17 protein-coding genes are annotated in these 17292 nt (G+C 73.0%); 13 read left to right on the forward strand and 4 right to left on the reverse strand.

The window, feature by feature from the left end; genetic code table 11:
• Positions 1–15 precede the first annotated feature (15 nt).
• On the reverse strand, positions 16–1011 hold the full coding sequence (locus tag PX701_RS14495; protein WP_275506694.1) for a ketopantoate reductase family protein: 996 nt from the start codon (positions 1009–1011) through the stop codon (positions 16–18).
• 93 nt (positions 1012–1104) lie between these two features.
• Here PX701_RS14495 and truB point away from each other — a divergent pair, with 93 nt between their 5' ends.
• Genes truB through PX701_RS14520 form a run of 5 tightly spaced genes read left to right on the forward strand, consistent with a single transcriptional unit; the run spans position 1105 to position 5013 of the window.
• The gene (truB, locus tag PX701_RS14500) at positions 1105–2031 is read left to right on the forward strand and encodes a tRNA pseudouridine(55) synthase TruB (protein WP_275506695.1); all 927 of its coding nucleotides are present in this window, start codon (positions 1105–1107) and stop codon (positions 2029–2031) included.
• Positions 2028–2396 carry a hypothetical protein gene (locus PX701_RS14505; protein WP_231431416.1) on the forward strand — a complete coding sequence of 123 codons (369 nt, stop codon included), beginning with the start codon at positions 2028–2030 and terminating at the stop codon, positions 2394–2396. The genes truB and PX701_RS14505 overlap by 4 nt, the downstream gene beginning before the upstream one ends.
• Before the next feature lie 30 nt (positions 2397–2426).
• On the forward strand, positions 2427–2876 hold the full coding sequence (locus tag PX701_RS14510; protein ID WP_231431415.1) for a hypothetical protein: 450 nt from the start codon (positions 2427–2429) through the stop codon (positions 2874–2876).
• Positions 2873–3805: a bifunctional riboflavin kinase/FAD synthetase gene (locus PX701_RS14515; protein WP_275506696.1), complete on the forward strand. Its 933-nt coding sequence runs from the start codon at positions 2873–2875 to the stop codon at positions 3803–3805. The genes PX701_RS14510 and PX701_RS14515 overlap by 4 nt, the downstream gene beginning before the upstream one ends.
• Positions 3802–5013 (forward strand): MFS transporter, encoded by a 1212-nt coding sequence (locus PX701_RS14520; protein WP_275506697.1) that lies wholly within the window; start codon positions 3802–3804, stop codon positions 5011–5013. Before PX701_RS14515 ends, PX701_RS14520 begins: the two co-directional genes overlap by 4 nt.
• Positions 5014–5164: 151 nt before the next feature.
• Here the strand turns inward: PX701_RS14520 and PX701_RS14525 are convergent, their stop codons facing one another.
• Entirely contained in the window at positions 5165–6097 is a 933-nt protein-coding gene (locus tag PX701_RS14525) for an ROK family protein (RefSeq protein WP_275506698.1), read from the reverse strand.
• A 118-nt stretch (positions 6098–6215) separates the two neighbouring features.
• On the opposite strand from PX701_RS14525, the gene PX701_RS14530 reads away from it, so the two are divergent.
• From PX701_RS14530 to PX701_RS14555, 6 genes are all read left to right on the forward strand, one after another.
• Positions 6216–7160, forward strand: a complete 945-nt coding sequence (locus tag PX701_RS14530; protein ID WP_231431411.1) for a sugar-binding transcriptional regulator — start codon at positions 6216–6218, stop codon at positions 7158–7160.
• A gap of 36 nt (positions 7161–7196) precedes the next feature.
• Positions 7197–8219 carry a deoxyribose-phosphate aldolase gene (gene deoC / locus PX701_RS14535; protein WP_231431410.1) on the forward strand — a complete coding sequence of 341 codons (1023 nt, stop codon included), beginning with the start codon at positions 7197–7199 and terminating at the stop codon, positions 8217–8219.
• An 11-nt stretch (positions 8220–8230) separates the two neighbouring features.
• Entirely contained in the window at positions 8231–9817 is a 1587-nt protein-coding gene (locus PX701_RS14540; RefSeq protein ID WP_275506699.1) for an aldehyde dehydrogenase family protein, read from the forward strand.
• A complete protein-coding gene (locus PX701_RS14545; RefSeq protein WP_275506700.1) occupies positions 9814–10674 on the forward strand; it encodes an aldehyde dehydrogenase family protein in 861 nt (286 codons plus the stop codon). The genes PX701_RS14540 and PX701_RS14545 overlap by 4 nt, the downstream gene beginning before the upstream one ends.
• A gap of 10 nt (positions 10675–10684) precedes the next feature.
• Positions 10685–10936 (forward strand): hypothetical protein, encoded by a 252-nt coding sequence (locus tag PX701_RS14550; RefSeq protein WP_275506701.1) that lies wholly within the window; start codon positions 10685–10687, stop codon positions 10934–10936.
• 258 nt (positions 10937–11194) lie between these two features.
• Positions 11195–12175, forward strand: a complete 981-nt coding sequence (locus PX701_RS14555) for a glycerophosphodiester phosphodiesterase (RefSeq protein ID WP_275506702.1) — start codon at positions 11195–11197, stop codon at positions 12173–12175.
• Between the two features lie 67 nt (positions 12176–12242).
• Here PX701_RS14555 and PX701_RS14560 read toward each other — a convergent pair whose 3' ends face one another.
• Complete coding sequence (locus PX701_RS14560) at positions 12243–12518, reverse strand: metal-sensitive transcriptional regulator (protein ID WP_275506703.1); 276 nt, start codon at positions 12516–12518, stop codon at positions 12243–12245.
• A gap of 54 nt (positions 12519–12572) precedes the next feature.
• Here PX701_RS14560 and PX701_RS14565 point away from each other — a divergent pair, with 54 nt between their 5' ends.
• Positions 12573–14981, forward strand: coding sequence for a heavy metal translocating P-type ATPase (locus tag PX701_RS14565; protein WP_275506704.1), 2409 nt, complete (start codon positions 12573–12575; stop codon positions 14979–14981).
• A 110-nt stretch (positions 14982–15091) separates the two neighbouring features.
• Entirely contained in the window at positions 15092–17005 is a 1914-nt protein-coding gene (locus tag PX701_RS14570) for a DUF2207 family protein (protein ID WP_275506705.1), read from the forward strand.
• A gap of 16 nt (positions 17006–17021) precedes the next feature.
• Here the strand turns inward: PX701_RS14570 and PX701_RS14575 are convergent, their stop codons facing one another.
• Positions 17022–17234 (reverse strand): hypothetical protein, encoded by a 213-nt coding sequence (locus PX701_RS14575; protein WP_231431403.1) that lies wholly within the window; start codon positions 17232–17234, stop codon positions 17022–17024.
• Positions 17235–17292 lie beyond the last annotated feature (58 nt).

The following is a 17292-nucleotide window of genomic DNA, read 5'->3' on the forward strand; positions in this document are numbered from 1 at the left end:
CCCGAGGCATCCGCGTCAGACGGGCACTGCCGCGAGCACGCGCTCGTCGGGAAGGGGAGCGCCCGCCGCCTCGACCTCGTGCAGGAGTGCCGTGAGCGCTCGACTCACGGGCGCGTCGCGGCCGACGGCGGCCGCCTCGCGCACGACGGCGCCGTTGAGGAAGTCGATCTCCGTCGGCTGCCCGCGACGTACGCTCTGCTGGGTGGAGCCGAGGTTCGGCACCGAACCCATGCGCACGCGCATGAGCCACGGCAGCACCTGCCCGAGTGCGAGCGGCAGCCGGGCGAAGAGCCGCAGCCGCCGGTCGCCCAACCCTTGGAGTGAACCGAACCGCACGCCGCGTGCGATGCCGACGCGCACCGTCTCCCGCATCGACGCGGCGACCACCCGGCGCAGCCTGCGATCGTCGATGACCGCCTGCACGCTGCGGCCGACGATGGCGGGCACCGCGTTGACCATGTTCACGACGAGCTTCGTCCACTGGGCGCCTCGGAATCCGGCGATCGCGACGACCGGCACGGCGTCGGAGAGGATGCGCGCCAGGCGAACCGACTCGGCGTCGGGTTCTCCGTCGCCGCGGCCGAGGTAGCTCGTCGCCGGCGTCGTCACCCGCACGACCCCCGGCTCGGTGTAGTTCGCCGCGATGATCGAGAGCAGGCCGACGCACGTCGACGACGGGAGCAGGCGCTCCGCCGTCGCGACGCCGTCGAGGCCGTTCTGCACGACGACGACGGGGACGCCGTCGACGAGCGCCGCATTGGCCTCGATGGCCGCGGCCGCGTCCTGCGCCTTCGTGCAGACGAGCACCAGATCCGGGCGCACCGACAGCGTCTCGGCAGCCGCGACGCTCACGTGCGCATCACCGTATCCGCCGCTCAGCCGGATCCCGTGCTCCCGGATCGCCGCGAGCCCCGCGCCCCGCGCGGTGACCTCGACGTCGTGTCCCGCCCTGGCGAGCAGCGCCGCGAACGTCCCGCCGAGCGCGCCCGCGCCGATGATGCCGATCTTCACGGCATCCAGCGTAGGGCCGCGGACCTCGTCGGCCCGCTGGGCGGCGCGGCCGCCCCGTCGGCCGCGGCCGTCCCGGCTGTTAGCCTGTAGGGCGTGAACAGCGGCATCCTCCTCGTCGACAAGCCGCAGGGAATCACCAGCCACGACGTGGTCGCCCGCATGCGCCGGCTCGCCGGCACCCGCAAGATCGGGCACGCGGGCACGCTCGACCCCATGGCGACCGGCCTGCTCGTGCTCGGCGTCGACAGTGCCACCCGGCTGCTGCACTACCTCGTGGGCCTCGACAAGGAGTACTTCGCGACGGTGCGCCTCGGCTTCGGCACGACGACCGACGACGCCGAGGGCGACCCGCTGCCGCGAACGCCGGAGGGCGATGCCGTCGTCGCGGCGCTCTCCGAGGCCGGCGACGGCGGCGCCGAGGAGATCCGCACCGCCATGCACGCCTTCACGGGCGAGATCGACCAGGTGCCGAGCTCGGTGAGCGCCGTCAAGATCGACGGCAAGCGCGCCTACCAACGGGTGCGCGACGGCGAGACGGTCGAGATCACGCCCCGCCGGGTGACGGTGTCGGCCTACGACCTGCTCGCGGCCCGGCCCGCGGGCGACGGATGCCTCGACCTCGACGTGCGCGTCGAATGCTCCTCCGGGACCTACGTGCGGGCGCTCGCCCGCGACCTGGGCGCTGCGCTCGGCACTGCGGCCCACCTCACCGCGCTGCGACGCAGCCGCATCGGCCGATTCGCGGTGGACGAAGCCGGAACGCTCGAGGGATTCGACGTCGCGGAACGGCTCATCGCCCCCGCCGACGCGGCCCGGCGCGCCCTCCCGATCCTCGACATCACCGACGGCGAGGCCGTCGACCTCGGCCACGGCAAGCGCATCGCCGCGGGGGCCGCTGCCGCCGAGTCATCCGAAGCCGTCGCCGCGATCGCGCCGGGCGACCGCCTCGTCGCGATCGTCGAGCGCCGCGGCGCGCAGTGGAAGGTCGTCACCGGATTCCCGCAGGAGCAGAGCGCATGATCGACTGGTTCACCTGGCTGCAGCTCGCGGTCGCCGTCGCAGCCGGCCTGCTGTGCCTCGCGCTCGGCCTCGCCGGACGCAAGCCCAGCGACCTCAGCCTGGGATCGGTCGCGGTCGTCGAGGTGCTGCTCGTGGCGCAGGTCGTGATCGCGATCGTCGCGCCGCTCGTCGGCAACGCACCGACCGGGAGCGCCCTCGAGTTCTGGGTGTACCTCGTTGCGGCCGCACTCGTGCCGCCCGCCGCCGCCTTCTGGGCACTGCTGGAACCGAACCGGTGGTCGACGGTCGTGCTCGGCGTGGCGGCGCTCGCGGTCGCCGTGATGGTCTATCGCATGTACCAGATCTGGACCGTGCAGGGCATCTGAGGTCCTGTGCTTCTGAGAGAATCGAACGTCATGGAACGACTGCAGAGCGCCCCCGCCCCGACCGGACCGGCCGGCACCCGCACCCGCATGAGCGGCGTCGGTCGCGTGCTCGTCGCCGTCTACGGGGTGCTCGCCCTCGCGGCGCTCGGCCGGTCGTTCGTGCAGATCGTGTCCAAGTTCGACGAGGCCCCGCTCGCGTACGCGCTCTCGGCGCTCGCGGCGGCCGTCTACGTGGTCGCGACCATCGCGCTCGTGCGGCCGGGGCGGGCCTGGTACCGCGTCGCCTGGGTGACGCTCACCTTCGAGCTCACCGGCGTGCTCGTCGTCGGCGCGCTGAGCATCATCGATCCGGCCCTCTTCCCGCACGACACCGTGTGGTCGTGGTTCGGGCGCGGGTACCTGTTCATCCCGCTCGTGCTGCCCGTGCTGGGCATGTGGTGGCTCGCGAAGCACCGGCCGGTCGAGGCGGGCGCCGCGTGAAGACCTTCAAGGGACTCGATGCGGTGCCGCACGGCTTCGGGCCGACGGCGGTCACGATCGGCAAGTTCGACGGCGTGCACCGCGGTCACCGCGAGATCATCGCGCGGCTGCGCACGATCGCCGAAGCGCAGGACCTGGCGACGGCGGTCGTCACCTTCGACCGCAACCCGCTCGCGCTCCTCGCGCCCGACAAGTGCCCCGAGTCGCTCGTGAGCAACCGGCAGAAGCTCGAGCTGCTCGCGACGACGGGCCTCGACGCCACCGTGCTGCTGCCGTTCGATCGTGCGCTGGCGTCGGTGCCGGCGACGGAGTTCGTCGAGCGGGTGCTCGTCGACACCCTGCATGCGAAGGCCGTGCTGGTCGGCCGCGACTTCCGCTACGGCGCCCGCGGCGCGGGCGACGTGGCGCTCCTCGCCGACCTCGGCGCGACGTTCGGGTTCACGGTCGAGGTCGTCGACGACGTCGCCCCCGACGGAGAACGTCGCGTCTCGTCGAGCTGGGTGCGCGAGCTCCTCGCCGAGGGCGACGTGCGCCGCGCGACCGAGCTCCTCGGCCACACGCCGACCGTCTCGGGCATCGTCGTGCACGGCGCCGCCCGCGGGCGCGAGCTCGGGTTCCCGACCGCGAACCTGACGCCCGAGTCGGAGGGGCTCATCCCGGCCGACGGCGTGTACGCGGGCTGGCTCACCGACGCCGGCACGCGCTATCCGGCGGCGATCTCGGTCGGTGACAACCCGACCTTCGAGGGCGTGCCGAAGAAGCAGGTCGAGGCGTACGTGCTCGACCGCGAGCTCGACCTCTACGACCACGTCGTCGACGTCGAGTTCGTCGAGCGGATCCGTGGGATGGTCGCGTTCACGACCATCCCGGCGCTGATCGACACCATCCGCGACGACGTCGAGCGCACGCGCGGCATCCTCGGCCTGTGACCGGCGCCGCACGGCCGCTCTGGGCGGGCCGCGCCCTCGCCCTGATCGGCATCGCGCTCGTCGCGTTCAACCTGCGCACCGGCGTCGCGTCGCTCTCGCCGATCATCGTGCGGGTCGAGCACGAGATCGCGTTGGCGCCCGTCGTCGTGGGCCTGCTCGGCATGCTGCCGCCGCTCTGCTTCGCCGTGTTCGGCATCGCGACGCCCCCGCTCGCGAAGCGCTTCGGGCTCGAGCCGCTGCTCGTCGGCGCGCTCATCGCCCTCACGGCGGGTCTCGCCTGGCGCGGTCTCGCCGACTCGGCGCTCGCCCTCGTCGCGGCCGGAGCCGTGATCTTCGCCACGACCGGAATCGGCAACGTGCTGCTTCCGCCGCTCGTGAAGCGGTACTTCCCCGATCGCATCGGACTCGTGACGACGATCTACGTGACGGCGATGTCGATCAGCACGTTCGTTCCGCCCCTCGTCGCGGTGCCGGTCGCGGATGCGGCGGGCTGGCGCGTCTCGATCGGCGCCTGGGCCCTCGTGGCGGTCGTCTCGGTCGTGCCCTGGATCGCGCTGCTCGTGCACCCGAAGCGGGACGCCCGCGACGCGCTCCCGGAGGAGCCGGCCGCGGGCGGTCTCGGGCGCGTCGTGCGTTCCCCCGTCGCGTGGGCGCTCGCCGTCATCTTCATCGTGAGCTCGTTCAACGCCTACTCGGCATTCGCCTGGCTGCCCCGGGTGCTCGTCGACATCGCGGGTGTGACGCCGGCGCAGGCCGGCGCCCTGCTGTCGCTGTACGCGGCGATGGGGCTGCCGGCGGGCATCGTCGTGCCGATCGTCGCGGCCCGGTACGGCCGGGTCCGCCTGCTCGTCGCGGTCTCGATGGCGGCCTTCGTGCTCGGCTACCTCGGGCTGCTGCTCGCGCCCGAGACGGCCACCTGGCTCTGGGTGGCGCTCGCGGGGATCGGTCCGCTGATGTTCCCGCTCGCACTCGTGCTCATCAACCTGCGTTCGCGCACCCACGCCGGCGCGGTCGCGCTGTCGGGCTTCGTGCAGTCGATCGGGTATCTCGTGGCCGCCGCGGGGCCGCTGCTGGTCGGCTTCGTGCACGCGACGACGGGCGACTGGACGGTGCCGATCATCCTGCTGCTCCTGTCGATCGTGCCCGGTGCGATCGCTGGCGTCGTCGCCGCGAAGCCGCGCTACGTCGAGGACGCCGGCCCGCGCTGACCGCCCGCACGGCGGCCGAGCGGCGCCGGCGGTCGGGAACCCCCCTCACGCTCCTGCGGTGCCACGCGCCGACGGCAGCTGAACCCGTGCCCGGGAGACGGCGTCCGGGGGCGCGTCGGGCATGCTCGACGCGCCGCGAACCGGTGCGGCGTCAGACGACGAGGTCGGGACGGTGCACGAGCGCGGCCGCGCCGATGAGCGGGCCCTCGTCGGAGAGGCCCGAGGGCACGATGTCGACCCTGGTCGCGAAGCTGAACGCGGTGCGCTCGGCGACGGCGGCGCGGGCATGGTCGAACAGCACGGGGGACACCCGGGAGAAGCCGCCGCCGATCGCGACGAGATCGAGGTCGAGCAGGTTCGTCGCCGAGGCGATCGCCTGGCCGATCGCTCGGCCCGAGCGTTCGACGGCGGCGATGGCGACCGCATCGCCAGCCGCGTGGGCGCGGGCGAGATCTTCGCCCGTGGTGCCCTGGAAGCCCTGCGAGCGCGCCCAGGACACGGTTCGCGGACCGGATGCGACGGCCTCGAGGCAGCCGCGGCCGCCGCACGCGCACCGGTCGTCGAAGCCGCCGACCTCGATGTGGCCGATGTGGCCGCCGTTGCCGGTCGGGCTCGCGACGGCGCGACCGCCGATCACGATGCCGCCGCCGACGCCCGTCGAGACGACCATTCCGAGCAGGTTCTCGGCCTGCTGGCCCGCGCCGACCCAGTGCTCGGCGAGGGCGATGCACAGCCCGTCGATGCGGAGGGTGACGGGAACGCCCGGCACCGCCTCGACGAGCAGGTCGCGCAGGGGGTGCCCGCGCCAGGCCGGCACGTTCAGCGGCGACACGCGACCGGTCGCCACATCGATGGGCCCGGCCGACCCTGCGCCGACGCCGACGAGCCCGGCATCGCCCGGCAGGGAGGCGAGGGCGTCCGCCACGACCGTGCGCACGGCGTCGTCGAGTTCGGCCGCTGCGGCGGTCGGGCCGGTGGGGCGGCGGTGGCGGGAGCCGGGCACGAGGCGGCCGGTCTCGTCGACGAGGGCGGCTTCGACCTTGGTGCCGCCGAAGTCCACGGCGAGCGCGAGGGGCGTGGGCATTGCACCAGCATAGGCGCGCAGCATCCGTGCCCGGAATGCTCATATGAGCAGGAAGGCCCGCGAGTGTTGCCGCTGAGCACCGCGCTGCCTACGCTGGGAGGGAGGCGGACGGAGGCGCATGGACGAGATCGACGAACTCCTCTCGATCAGGGCGGCCGAGCTCTACTACGAGGAGAACAAGACGCAGGACGAGATCGGGCAGGCACTGAACCTCACCCGGTGGAAGGTCGGTCGACTTCTCGCGCAGGCGAAGCATCGGGGGTTCATCCGCATCGAGATCGTGCACCCGCGCGCGAGGCGTCTCCCGATCGAGCGACGCCTGCGCGACGAGCGCGGCCTCGACGACGCGATCGTCGTGTCGTCAGCCGGCGTCGCATCGATCGAAGAACTGCAGGCCCGCACGGCCCAGGCGGCCGCCGACTACCTCACCGCGCTCCGGCCCGTTCCGCGCACCCTCGGCGTGAGCTGGGGGCGCACCCTGTTCGAGATCTCGCAGCACCTGCGCAACGGCTGGGCCACCGGCGTCAACGTCGTGCAGATCAACGGCGGTGTGAGCCTCAACCGTCGCGCGGGCACCGCCGCGGCGACGGCGGTCTCGATCGCGCAGAAGGGCGGCGGCCAGGCGACGCTCCTGCCGAGCCCCGCGATCCTCGAGCGGCTCGAGACGAAAGAGGCGATCGAGTCCGACCGCGTCGTCGCCGGAGTGATCGAGCTCGCCAGGTCGGCCGACGCGTACCTCTTCAGCGCCGGCGCGGCCGACCACAACTCCGTGCACGTCGAGAGCGGCTACCTGTCGCCGACCGACGTCGACCTGCTCGTCGCCAAGGGTGCGGTGGGCGACGTCGTGGGGCGCTACATCGACTCCGACGGCAACATCGTCGACCCGGCGCTCGACGCGCGCACGGTCGGGCTCACGCTCGACGAACTCCGCGCCGCACGGCTCGCGATCGCAGTGGTGGCCGGCCCGGCCAAGCACGCCGTGGCCGACGCCGTCGTGCGCAGCGGCCTCTGCTCGGTGCTCGTCACCGACGAGGCGACCGCACTCCATCTCCTCGACGGCTGACGCCGTCCACCCATGAACGAAAGCCAGGTCACCCCCATGTCAGCTCCGGTCAACCCCGGCACCGCGCTCGTCACCGCGCGCGAGCGAGCGCTCGCCGTGCTCGGCGGCGAGCCCGACGACCAGACCCTGGGCCGCTACCTCCACGGCATCCCCGGGGTCGACGCGGTCGGGCTCGAGCAGCGCGCCGCCGCCCTCGGCACCCGGTCGATCAAGACGACCTCGAAGCGCTGGGCGCTCGACAAGATCATCTCGCTCATCGACCTCACGACGCTCGAGGGCGCCGACACCCCGGGCAAGGTGCGCTCGCTCGTCGCAAAGGCGATGAACCCCGACCCGGCCGACCCCACGGTGCCGCGCGTCGCCGCGGTGTGCGTGTACGGCGACATGGTGCCGTTCGCGATCGAGGCCCTCGGCGCCGCGCACGGCGACCCCGACGACGGGCTCATCTCGGTCGCCGCGGTCGCGACCGCCTTCCCGTCGGGCCGCTCGTCGCTCGAGATCAAGCTCGCCGACACCGCCGAGGCGGTCGCCGCGGGCGCCGACGAGATCGACATGGTGATCGACCGCGGCGCCTTCCTCGCCGGCCGATACGGCGAGGTCTTCGACCAGATCGCGGCCGTGAAGGAGGCCTGCCGTCGCCCCGACGGCACGAGCGCGAGCCTCAAGGTGATCCTCGAGACGGGTGAGCTCGTGACGTACGACAACGTGCGTCGCGCGTCGTGGCTCGCGATCCTCGCGGGCGGCGACTTCATCAAGACCTCGACCGGCAAGGTGGCCCCGGCGGCGACGCTGCCGGTGACGCTGCTCATGCTCGAGGTCGTGCGCGACTGGCACCGCCTCACCGGCCACCGCGTCGGCGTGAAGCCGGCGGGCGGCATCCGCTCCTCCAAGGACGCGATCAAGTACCTCGTCACGGTCGCCGAGACCGTCGGCGAGGAGTGGCTCGTGCCGCACCTGTTCCGCTTCGGCGCCTCGAGCCTCCTCAACGACGTGCTGCTGCAGCGGCAGAAGATGACCTCCGGGCACTACTCGGGCGCCGACTACGTGACGATCGACTGACTGGACTGAACATGAGCTTCCTCGACTACGCGCCGGCCCCCGAGTCGCGCGCGATCCTGTCCCTCCGCGACAGCTACGGCCTCTTCATCGACGGCGAGTTCGTCGACGGCCGCGGTACTCCCTTCCAGACCATCTCGCCCTCGAGCGAAGAACGCATCGCCATGATCGCGAACGCGAACGAGGCCGACATCGACGACGCGGTCGCCGCGGCCCGTCGCGCCTACGACCGGGTCTGGTCGAAGATGAGCGGCCGCGACCGCGGCAAGTACCTCTTCCGCATCGCGCGCCTCGTTCAGGAGCGAGCCCGCGAGCTGGCCGTCGCCGAGTCGCTCGACAACGGCAAGCCCATCAAGGAGTCGCGCGACGTCGACGTGCCGCTCGTCGCCGCCTGGTTCTTCTACTACGCGGGCTGGGCCGACAAGCTCGACCACGCCGGTCTCGGCGCCGATCCGCGTTCGCTGGGCGTCGCCGCGCAGGTGATCCCGTGGAACTTCCCGCTGCTCATGCTCGCGTGGAAGATCGCGCCGGCGCTCGCCGCCGGCAACACGGTCGTGCTGAAGCCGGCCGAGACGACGCCGCTCACGGCGCTCATCTTCGCTGAGATCCTGCAGCAGGCCGACCTGCCCGCGGGCGTCGTGAACATCGTCACGGGCGCGGGCGACACGGGCGCGGCGCTCGTCGCCCACGAGGGCGTCGACAAGGTCGCCTTCACGGGGTCGACCGCAGTCGGCCGCGCCATCGCGAAGCAGATCGCCGGCACCGACAAGCGCGCGACCCTCGAGCTCGGCGGCAAGGCCGCGAACATCGTCTTCGACGACGCGCCGATCGACCAGGCGATCGAGGGCATCGTCAACGGCATCTTCTTCAACCAGGGCCACGTCTGCTGCGCCGGCAGCCGCCTGCTCGTGCAGGAGAACATCCACGACGAGGTCGTGGAGCGGCTGAAGACCCGCCTCTCGACGCTGCGCCTCGGCGACCCGCTCGACAAGAACACCGACATCGGCGCCATCAACTCGCGCGAGCAGCTCGACCGCATCCGCGCGCTGAGCGACGCGGGCGTCGAGGAGGGCGCCGAGCGCTGGAGCGTTCCGTGCGAGATCCCCGAGAACGGGTTCTGGTACGCGCCGACCATCTTCACGAACGTGCAGACCTCGAGCCGCATCGCGCGAGAGGAGATCTTCGGTCCGGTGCTCTCGGTGCTGACCTTCCGTACGCCGCAGGAGGCGATCGCGAAGGCCAACAACACGCCGTACGGCCTGTCGGCGGGCATCTGGACCGACAAGGGCAGTCGCATCCTCGCGGTCGCCGACCAGTTGCGCGCGGGCGTGATCTGGGCGAACACGTTCAACCGCTTCGACCCGAGCTCGCCCTTCGGCGGCTACAAGGAGTCGGGCTACGGTCGCGAGGGCGGCCGGCACGGCCTCGCCGCCTACCTGTCGCCCGCCCCGATCGGCCGTTCGGCCGCGCAGGTCACGGCCGGCCGGTCGGGCGCGCAGCGCCGCATCGAGGGCGCGGATGCCTCGGCTGAGGCATCCGCGTCGAAGCCGAAGCCGCGCGCTCGACGAGCGGGCGCCGTGAAGAAGGGAGCTGCGAAGTGAGCCGCCTCGCCGTGCCGAAGACGTACAAGCTCTACATCGGCGGCGCGTTCCCGCGCAGCGAGTCGGGGCGCACCTACGAGGTGGTCGCGGCCGACGGCCGCTTCCTCGCGAATGCCGCGAAGGCGTCGCGGAAGGACGCGCGCGACGCGGTCGTCGCCGCACGCGGCGCCGTCGCCGGCTGGGCCGGCGCGACCGCGTACAACCGCGGCCAGGTGCTGTACCGCATCGCCGAGGTGCTCGAGGGCCGTCGCGCCCAGTTCGCCGCCGAGATCGAGGAGGCCGAGGGCGTCTCCCGCGCCGTCGCCGCCGCGCAGGTCGACGAGGCGATCGACCGCTGGGTCTGGTACGCCGGCTGGGCCGACAAGTTCGCCCAGGTCGCGGGCAACGCGAACCCGGTCGCGGGCCCGTACTTCAACATCTCGGTGCCCGAGCCGAGCGGTGTCATCGCGGTCATCGCACCGCAGGACTCGTCGCTCGTCGGCTTCGTCTCGGCGCTCGCGCCGGCGCTGGTGGCGGGCAACTCCGTCGTGATCGTGGCGAGCGAGCGCTTCCCGCTGTCGTCGATCAGCCTCGCCGAGGTGCTCGCCACGAGCGACGTGCCGAAGGGCGTCGTGAACGTGCTCACCGGCTCGCCCGCCGAGATCGCGCCATGGCTCGCGAGCCACGCCGACGTCAACGCGATCGACCTCGTCGGCGCGGGCGGGCTCGACTGGGTCTCGCTCGAGATCGACGCGGCCGACACGCTCAAGCGCGTGCTGCGTCCCGAAAACGGGCCGGATGCCGCGGCTCCCGCCCTCGGCCGCATCACGGCATTCACCGAGACGAAGACCGTCTGGCACACGAAGAGCCTGCGCTAGGCGGCGCGCGATGTCGGGCCGGCGAGGCGCGTCGGACGAGCGGGGTCGCCTCGTCTCCGACCCGTTCGAGTACCGCGTCGCGAAGGACGGCGCGGTCCTCGTGTCGCGCGGCGGCCGGGTCGTCGTGACGGTCGGCGGCTCGACCGCGGCCCGGCTCACGGCCGGGCTCGAGCGAGCCGAGGCCGCCGGCGACGACATGGCGGCGCAGCACCTGCTTGCCCGGGTCACCGGCAACTACCGCCGAGGCAATGAGCGGCGGTGACGGGTGCGCGGCGGTCGCGCTCGGCGGCCGCCGCCGATCTCCCGCGCACGAGCGCGACGATGCAGGCGGTCGTGCCGGCGGAGGGCTGAGTCCGCTCGCCGACCGGCCCGTTGCGCGGTGGTGCGCGTGCGGCCGCGGCATGCCCGCGGCACGAGGCATCCTCGGCCGAATCGCATGGTAACGAAACGGTAACGGTGGTGCTAAAGTTTCCTGCACCGGTCGCCCGACGAAGCGTGATCGGTGGAAAGGCCCGAACCCGTGACGCACGCCTCGCGTGCGGTCGCCCCGACGACCGCACGTCGGCGGCCGAGTGCCGCCGCACCCGCGACCCCGACCCGATTCCGATTCATCGCCGCCCTCGCCCACCCGCCCCGACGTACGCTCCGCGCCGTCCTCGCGGCGGTCGCCGTAGCGGTCATGGCGACGGTGCTGTTCATCGCCCAGTCGCCGCCCGTCGTCTACGCGATCGACGTGTTCGGCGCGCTCCGCCAGCCCGGCGAGCCGGCGTTCACCGTCGGGCATCGCGGTGATCGGGCGACCGCGCCCGAGAACACGATGCCCTCGCTCGAGCTCGCGATGGACGAACTCGAATTCGTCGAGACCGATGTGCAGCTCAGCCGAGACGGCGTGCCGGTGCTCTTCCACGACACGACCCTCGAGCGCATCACCGGCGACCGTCGCAGTGTCGGCGATCTCGGCCTCGACGAGCTCGAACGGCTCGACGTCGGCGGTTGGTACGCGCCCGAGTACGCCGGCGCGAAGATCCCGACCCTCGATGCGTTCCTCGCGGAGCTCGCCTCGCGCGACCAGGCCCGGGCGCTCGTCGAACTCAAGGCCGACTGGAGGCCCGACGAGGTGCGGCTCGTGACCGACCTCGTCGAGCGTCACGGCCTGCGCGGCCGGGTCGTGTTCCAGAGCTTCAGCATCGAGACGCTCACCTCGCTCCAGGCCGCAGCGCCAACGCTGCCGCGCATCATGCTCATCCGCGAGCTGCCGGCGAACCCGGTGCCGCTCGCCGAGCACCTCGGGCTCATCGGGTTTGCCACGACCGTCGACTCCGTCACGGCCGTGCCGGGGGCGCTCGAGCGTGCGCACGAGGCCGGGATCGCCGTGCTCTGCTACACGCTCAACAAGCTCGAGCACTGGGAGGCGGTGAATGCGCTCGGGGTCGACGGCATCATCACCGATGAGCCGAGCGAGCTCGACGCCTGGCTCGCGGAGACCGCGCCCGGCACCTGAGGTCGAGTCGGGCCGGTGGCGCTCGGCGGCAGCGCTCGCACCCGCGGCGGGATCGCGGTGCGAGCGTTCAGCCGCGGTTGGAGAGCTCGAAGATGCGCACGAGCTCGGCGACCGCCGCCTCGCGCTCGTCGCCGCCCGCCTCGTACTGGTGGGTGACGTGCGTGCGCAGGTGGTTCTCGACCAGCAGCTTGTTGAGCGACCCGAGCGACTTCTGCACGGCGAGCGACAGGGTGATGATGTCGACGCAGTAGTCGTCGTTCTCGATCATCTTCTCGATGCCGCGCAGCTGGCCCTCGATGATCTTCGTGCGGTGCAGGGCGCGCTTCTTGATGTCCTCGATCACCATCTCAGGATAGCGCGTTTGCACCCGATACCCCTAGGGGGTATATTCGAGCCCATGACCACGCTCGACGACTCCCAGGTGCGCACGATCGACCTCGACATCGAGGGCATGACCTGTGCGAGCTGCGTGGGGCGCGTCGAGAAGCGCCTCGGCCGGCTCGACGGCGTCGAGGCCGCCGTCAACCTCGCGACCGAGCGGGCACGCGTGCGATTCCCGTCGACGACCTCGATCGACGCGCTCGTCGACGCGGTTCGACAGGCGGGCTATACGGCGACCCCGGTCGAGCGCGATGCGGGGCGGGATGCCGCGGCGCCGGCGCGGACGGGGGAGTCGCCGATCGCGGCCGAAGGGCCCCGCACGTCCACCGCGACGCGCTCGCCCCGAACGGCGGAGGCGCCGGCGCTCGGCGCCGGCGCCGAGACATCCATCGCGGACGACCCGCTGCGCACCCGGCTGATCGTCTCTGCGGTGCTCACGGTGCCGGTCGTCGCGATCGCGATGATCCCGGCGCTGCAGTTCACCTACTGGCAGTGGCTGTCGCTCGCGCTCGCCGCACCGGTCGTCGTGTGGGGCGGCTGGCCGTTCCACGGCGCCGCCTGGGTGAACCTGCGGCACGGCTCGCTCACGATGGACACCCTGGTCTCGCTCGGCACGCTCACGGCGTTCGCCTGGTCGCTGTGGGCGCTCTTCCTCGGGCACGCCGGCATGCCCGGCATGACGCACGAGTGGACCTTCGGCGTGCGGGGCACGCCCGGCGGCGACGTGTACCTCGAGGTCGCGGCGGGCGTCATCACGATCATCCTGCTCGGGCGGTACATCGAGGCGCGCTCGAAGCGCCGCGCCGGCCGCGCGCTGCGCACCCTGCTCGAACTCGCCCCGCGCGAGGTGACCGTGCTGCGCGGTGCGGCCGGCGCGACGGTCGAGACCCGCGTGCCGATCGCCGACCTCCACCCCGGCGACCGCTTCGTCGTGCGCCCGGGCGAGCGCATCGCCGCCGACGGCACCGTCGTCGACGGCGAGGCGAGTGTCGACGAGTCGATGCTCACGGGGGAGCCCGCGCCGGTCGACGCCGCGCCCGGCAGCGAGGTCACGGCGGCGACCATCGTGCACGGCGGCAGCCTCGTCGTCGAGGCGTCGCGGGTCGGCGCCGACACCCGGCTCGCCCAGATCGCCCGCCTCGTCGAAGACGCGCAGCTCGGCAAGTCGCGCGCTCAACGGCTCGCCGACCGCATCTCCGCCGTGTTCGTGCCGATCGTGATCGCGATCGCCCTCGGCACCGCGATCGCGTGGATCGCGACCGGCAGCCCGGTCGAACAGGCGATCACCGCCGCCGTCGCCGTGCTCGTCATCGCGTGCCCGTGCGCGCTCGGACTCGCGACGCCCATGGCGATCCTCGTCGGAACGGGACGCGGGGCGGAGCGCGGCATCCTCATCACGGGGCCTGAGACCCTCGACCGCATCGCCGGCATCGACACGATCCTGCTCGACAAGACCGGCACGCTCACGACCGGGCGCATGCGGCTCGGCGAGGTCGTGACGGCCGGGTCCGTCGTCGTCGCCGCCGGCGGAGGCGGGTCGGCCCGCATCACGGGCGACGGTGAGCGAGCGGCGGATGCTGCGACCGACGCGACGACGGCGCTCGCCGTCGCCGCCGCGCTCGAGCAGCGGTCCGAGCACCCGATCGCGCGCGCCGTCGTCGCCGGCGCCGCCGAGCGCGGCGTCTCCGTGCCCGTCGTGCGCGACTTCCGCGCCCACGCGGGCCTCGGAGTGACCGGCGTCGTCGACGGGCGGAGTGCCGCGGTCGGTCGACCGGCGTTCCTCGAGGAGTCGGGGCTGCGCCTGCCGACGGAGCTCGCGCGCCGCATCGCCGACTCCGACGCGACGGCCGTCGCCGTCGGCTGGGACGGCGAGGTGCGCGCCGTGCTCGAGGTCGGCGACGCCACCCGACCAGGCGCCCGCGCCGCGATCGACCGGCTGCGGGGCCAGGGGCTGACCCCGGTGCTCCTCACGGGCGACGCCGAACGACCCGCCCGTCGCATCGCCGCAGAGCTCGGGATCGACGAGGTGCACGCCGGCGCGAGCCCCGAGGACAAGCTCGCGGTCGTCACCGGCCTGCAGTCCGGCGGCCACAAGACGGCAATGGTCGGCGACGGCGTGAACGACGCCGCAGCGCTCGCCGCGGCCGACCTCGGCATCGCGATGGGCGGCGGCACCGACGCGGCGGCGAGCGCGAGCGACCTCGCGCTCACCCGCGACGAGCCGGGAGCCATCCCCGACGCGATCTCACTCGCGCGCGCGACGCTGGGAACGATCCGCGGCAACCTGTTCTGGGCGTTCGCCTACAACGTCGCGGCGATCCCGCTCGCCGCCGCCGGGTTCCTCAACCCGATGATCGCGGGCGCCGCGATGGCGTTCTCGAGCGTGTTCGTCGTGCTCAACAGCCTGCGGCTGCGCCGCGCCTGAGCTCCGAGCCCGGGCCGACGTCCGAGCACGCGCCCGACGGCGACGAGGCGGCGGACTCCCGCGCGCTCTGGGGATCACCACGCACGATGCGGGCCGCTAGCGTGGGAGGCATGCCGCTTCGTCGTCCGCTCCGCCGGGCCCTCACCGCCGTGGTCGCCGCGATGGTCGCGACCGGGCCGTTGCTCGTCGGCGTCGGGGCCGGCCATGCGGATGCGGCGCCGTCGGCGCCGTCGGCGTCGAAGGCCTCGTCCTCCGCCGCCGGCCAGGGCGGAGCGCCGGCGCCCGTCTCGGCGATCGGTCCTCGCGCAGGCGTCGACGACTTCACGTTCTCGTCGTTCGACGCCGTGTACGAGCTCTCGCTCGACGCCGAGGGGCGCTCGATGCTCGGGACCACCGAGACCCTCGTCGCCGAGTTCCCCGAGTTCGACCAGAACCGGGGCATCCGCCGCGCCATCCCGCTCGACTACGACGGCCACCCGACCGACCTCGTCATCGAATCGGTCACCGACGGCACCGGTACCCCGCGCGCGTTCGAGACGGAGACCGACGAGGACGGCGAGTTCCTGCTCGTCACGATCCGGGCCGACGACTTCGTGCACGGCAGGCAGACGTACGTCATCGACTACCGCCAGCGCAGCGTCACCCACGTGCCCGACGACGCCGCGATCGACGAGTTCTACTGGGACGTCAACGGCACCGGGTGGGCGCAGCCGTTCGGCGTCGTGCGCGCCGAACTCCGGTTCGGGGGAGCGCTCGCCGACGGCTTCACCGGCGCCGTGGCCTGCTACCGCGGCTGGAGCGGTTCGAGCACCCCGTGCGACGGCATCACCACCGACGAGGGCGCCGACGGTGAGACGGTCGTCGTCGCGCAGGCGGCGTCGATCGGACCCTACGAGAACCTCACGATCGCGGCGGGCTTCCGCGCGGGCACCGTCGTGCCGCGCGACGACGCCTTCTGGTCGTCGCCCGCAGCGGTCGGCGGCGGCATCGCGGCCCTCGTCGCCGTCGGCGCCGCACTCGCAGCCCTCATCGCCCGGCTCACCCGGTGGCGCGACCATCCCGGCCGCGGCACGATCGTGGCGCAGTACGAACCGCCCGAGGGCGTGTCCGCATTCGTCTCCGCAGATCTCGTTGGACAGCCCGGCAAGGGGGTGACCTCGACCATCCTCGAGCGCGCCGTGGCCGGCGAGGTGCGCATCGTCGAGACGGGTCGGCGCCGTTACGCCGTCGAGTACGTCGGCGGCACCACGCGGGCCGACGAGCACGCGAGCGCCGTCACGCGGGCGCTGTTCGGGTCTCCGCCCGCGCGCGGCGCCGTGCGCGACCTGAAGTCGCGCGACACCGTGCTCGGGCGACGCCTGCTCGCGATCCGGCAGCGGGTGACGAAGGGCGTCGTCGCCGCCGGTCTCCGCCGCCGCCCCGACCGCGGCCTGCGCGTGCTGCTCGGGCTCATCGCCGTCGTCGCGGCCGCGTTGAGCGTCGTCCTGGGCATCGTCGCCCTCGAGGGCGTCATGGGCGGCGCGTGGCCTGCGATCTGCTTCGTCGTGGCGCTCGCCGCCTCGCTCATGACGCTCGGCCTGGTCATCGACGTCCGCCCGCTCACCGAGCACGGGCGCGAGCTTCGCGACCACCTCGAGGGCCTCCGGCTCTACATCCGGCTCGCCGAGGCCGACCGACTGCGCGTGCTGCAGAGCCCGAGCGGTGCCCTGCGGGTCGACGCGACCGATCAGCGCGCCGTGCTGAAGCTGAACGAACGCCTGCTGCCGTACGCCGTGCTGTTCGGCCTCGAGCGCGACTGGAGCCGCGAGCTCGCCGTGCTCTACGAGCGCGAGGGCAGCGCTCCCGAGTGGTACTCGGGCCGCGGCGGCTTCAACGCGGCGTGGTTCGCGGCGGGCGTCTCGTCGTTCTCATCGGCGTCGAGCAGTTCGTGGTCGGGCTCGAGCTCGAGTTCGTCGTCGAGCGGCTCGGGCGGCGGCGGCTCCTCCGGCGGTGGTGGTGGCGGCGGCGGGGGCGGCGGCGTCTGAGCCCCGCTCGCCTCGGTCACTCGTCGTCGGCCGCGGGCACCCGCTCGTCGCGCAGGTCGACGCGGCGCTCGGCGTCGACGCCCGGCAGTTCGTCGTCGAGCGCGTCGTCGAGCGAGCGTTCGTCGTCGTCGTGCGCCTCGTCGGCCTCGTCGAACTCGGTGTCCTGCGACACCGTGAAGTCGTCGTCCTCGGGCGCGAACTCCGCGCCCGCCCCCGCGAGCTCGTCCATACTCCAAGGGTAGGCGGGTCGGCGCCTCAGGGGTAGCCCTCCGCCATATGCTCGCCCC

This window comes from Agromyces chromiiresistens (genome assembly GCF_029167465.1).
Lineage (GTDB): Bacteria > Actinomycetota > Actinomycetes > Actinomycetales > Microbacteriaceae > Agromyces > Agromyces chromiiresistens.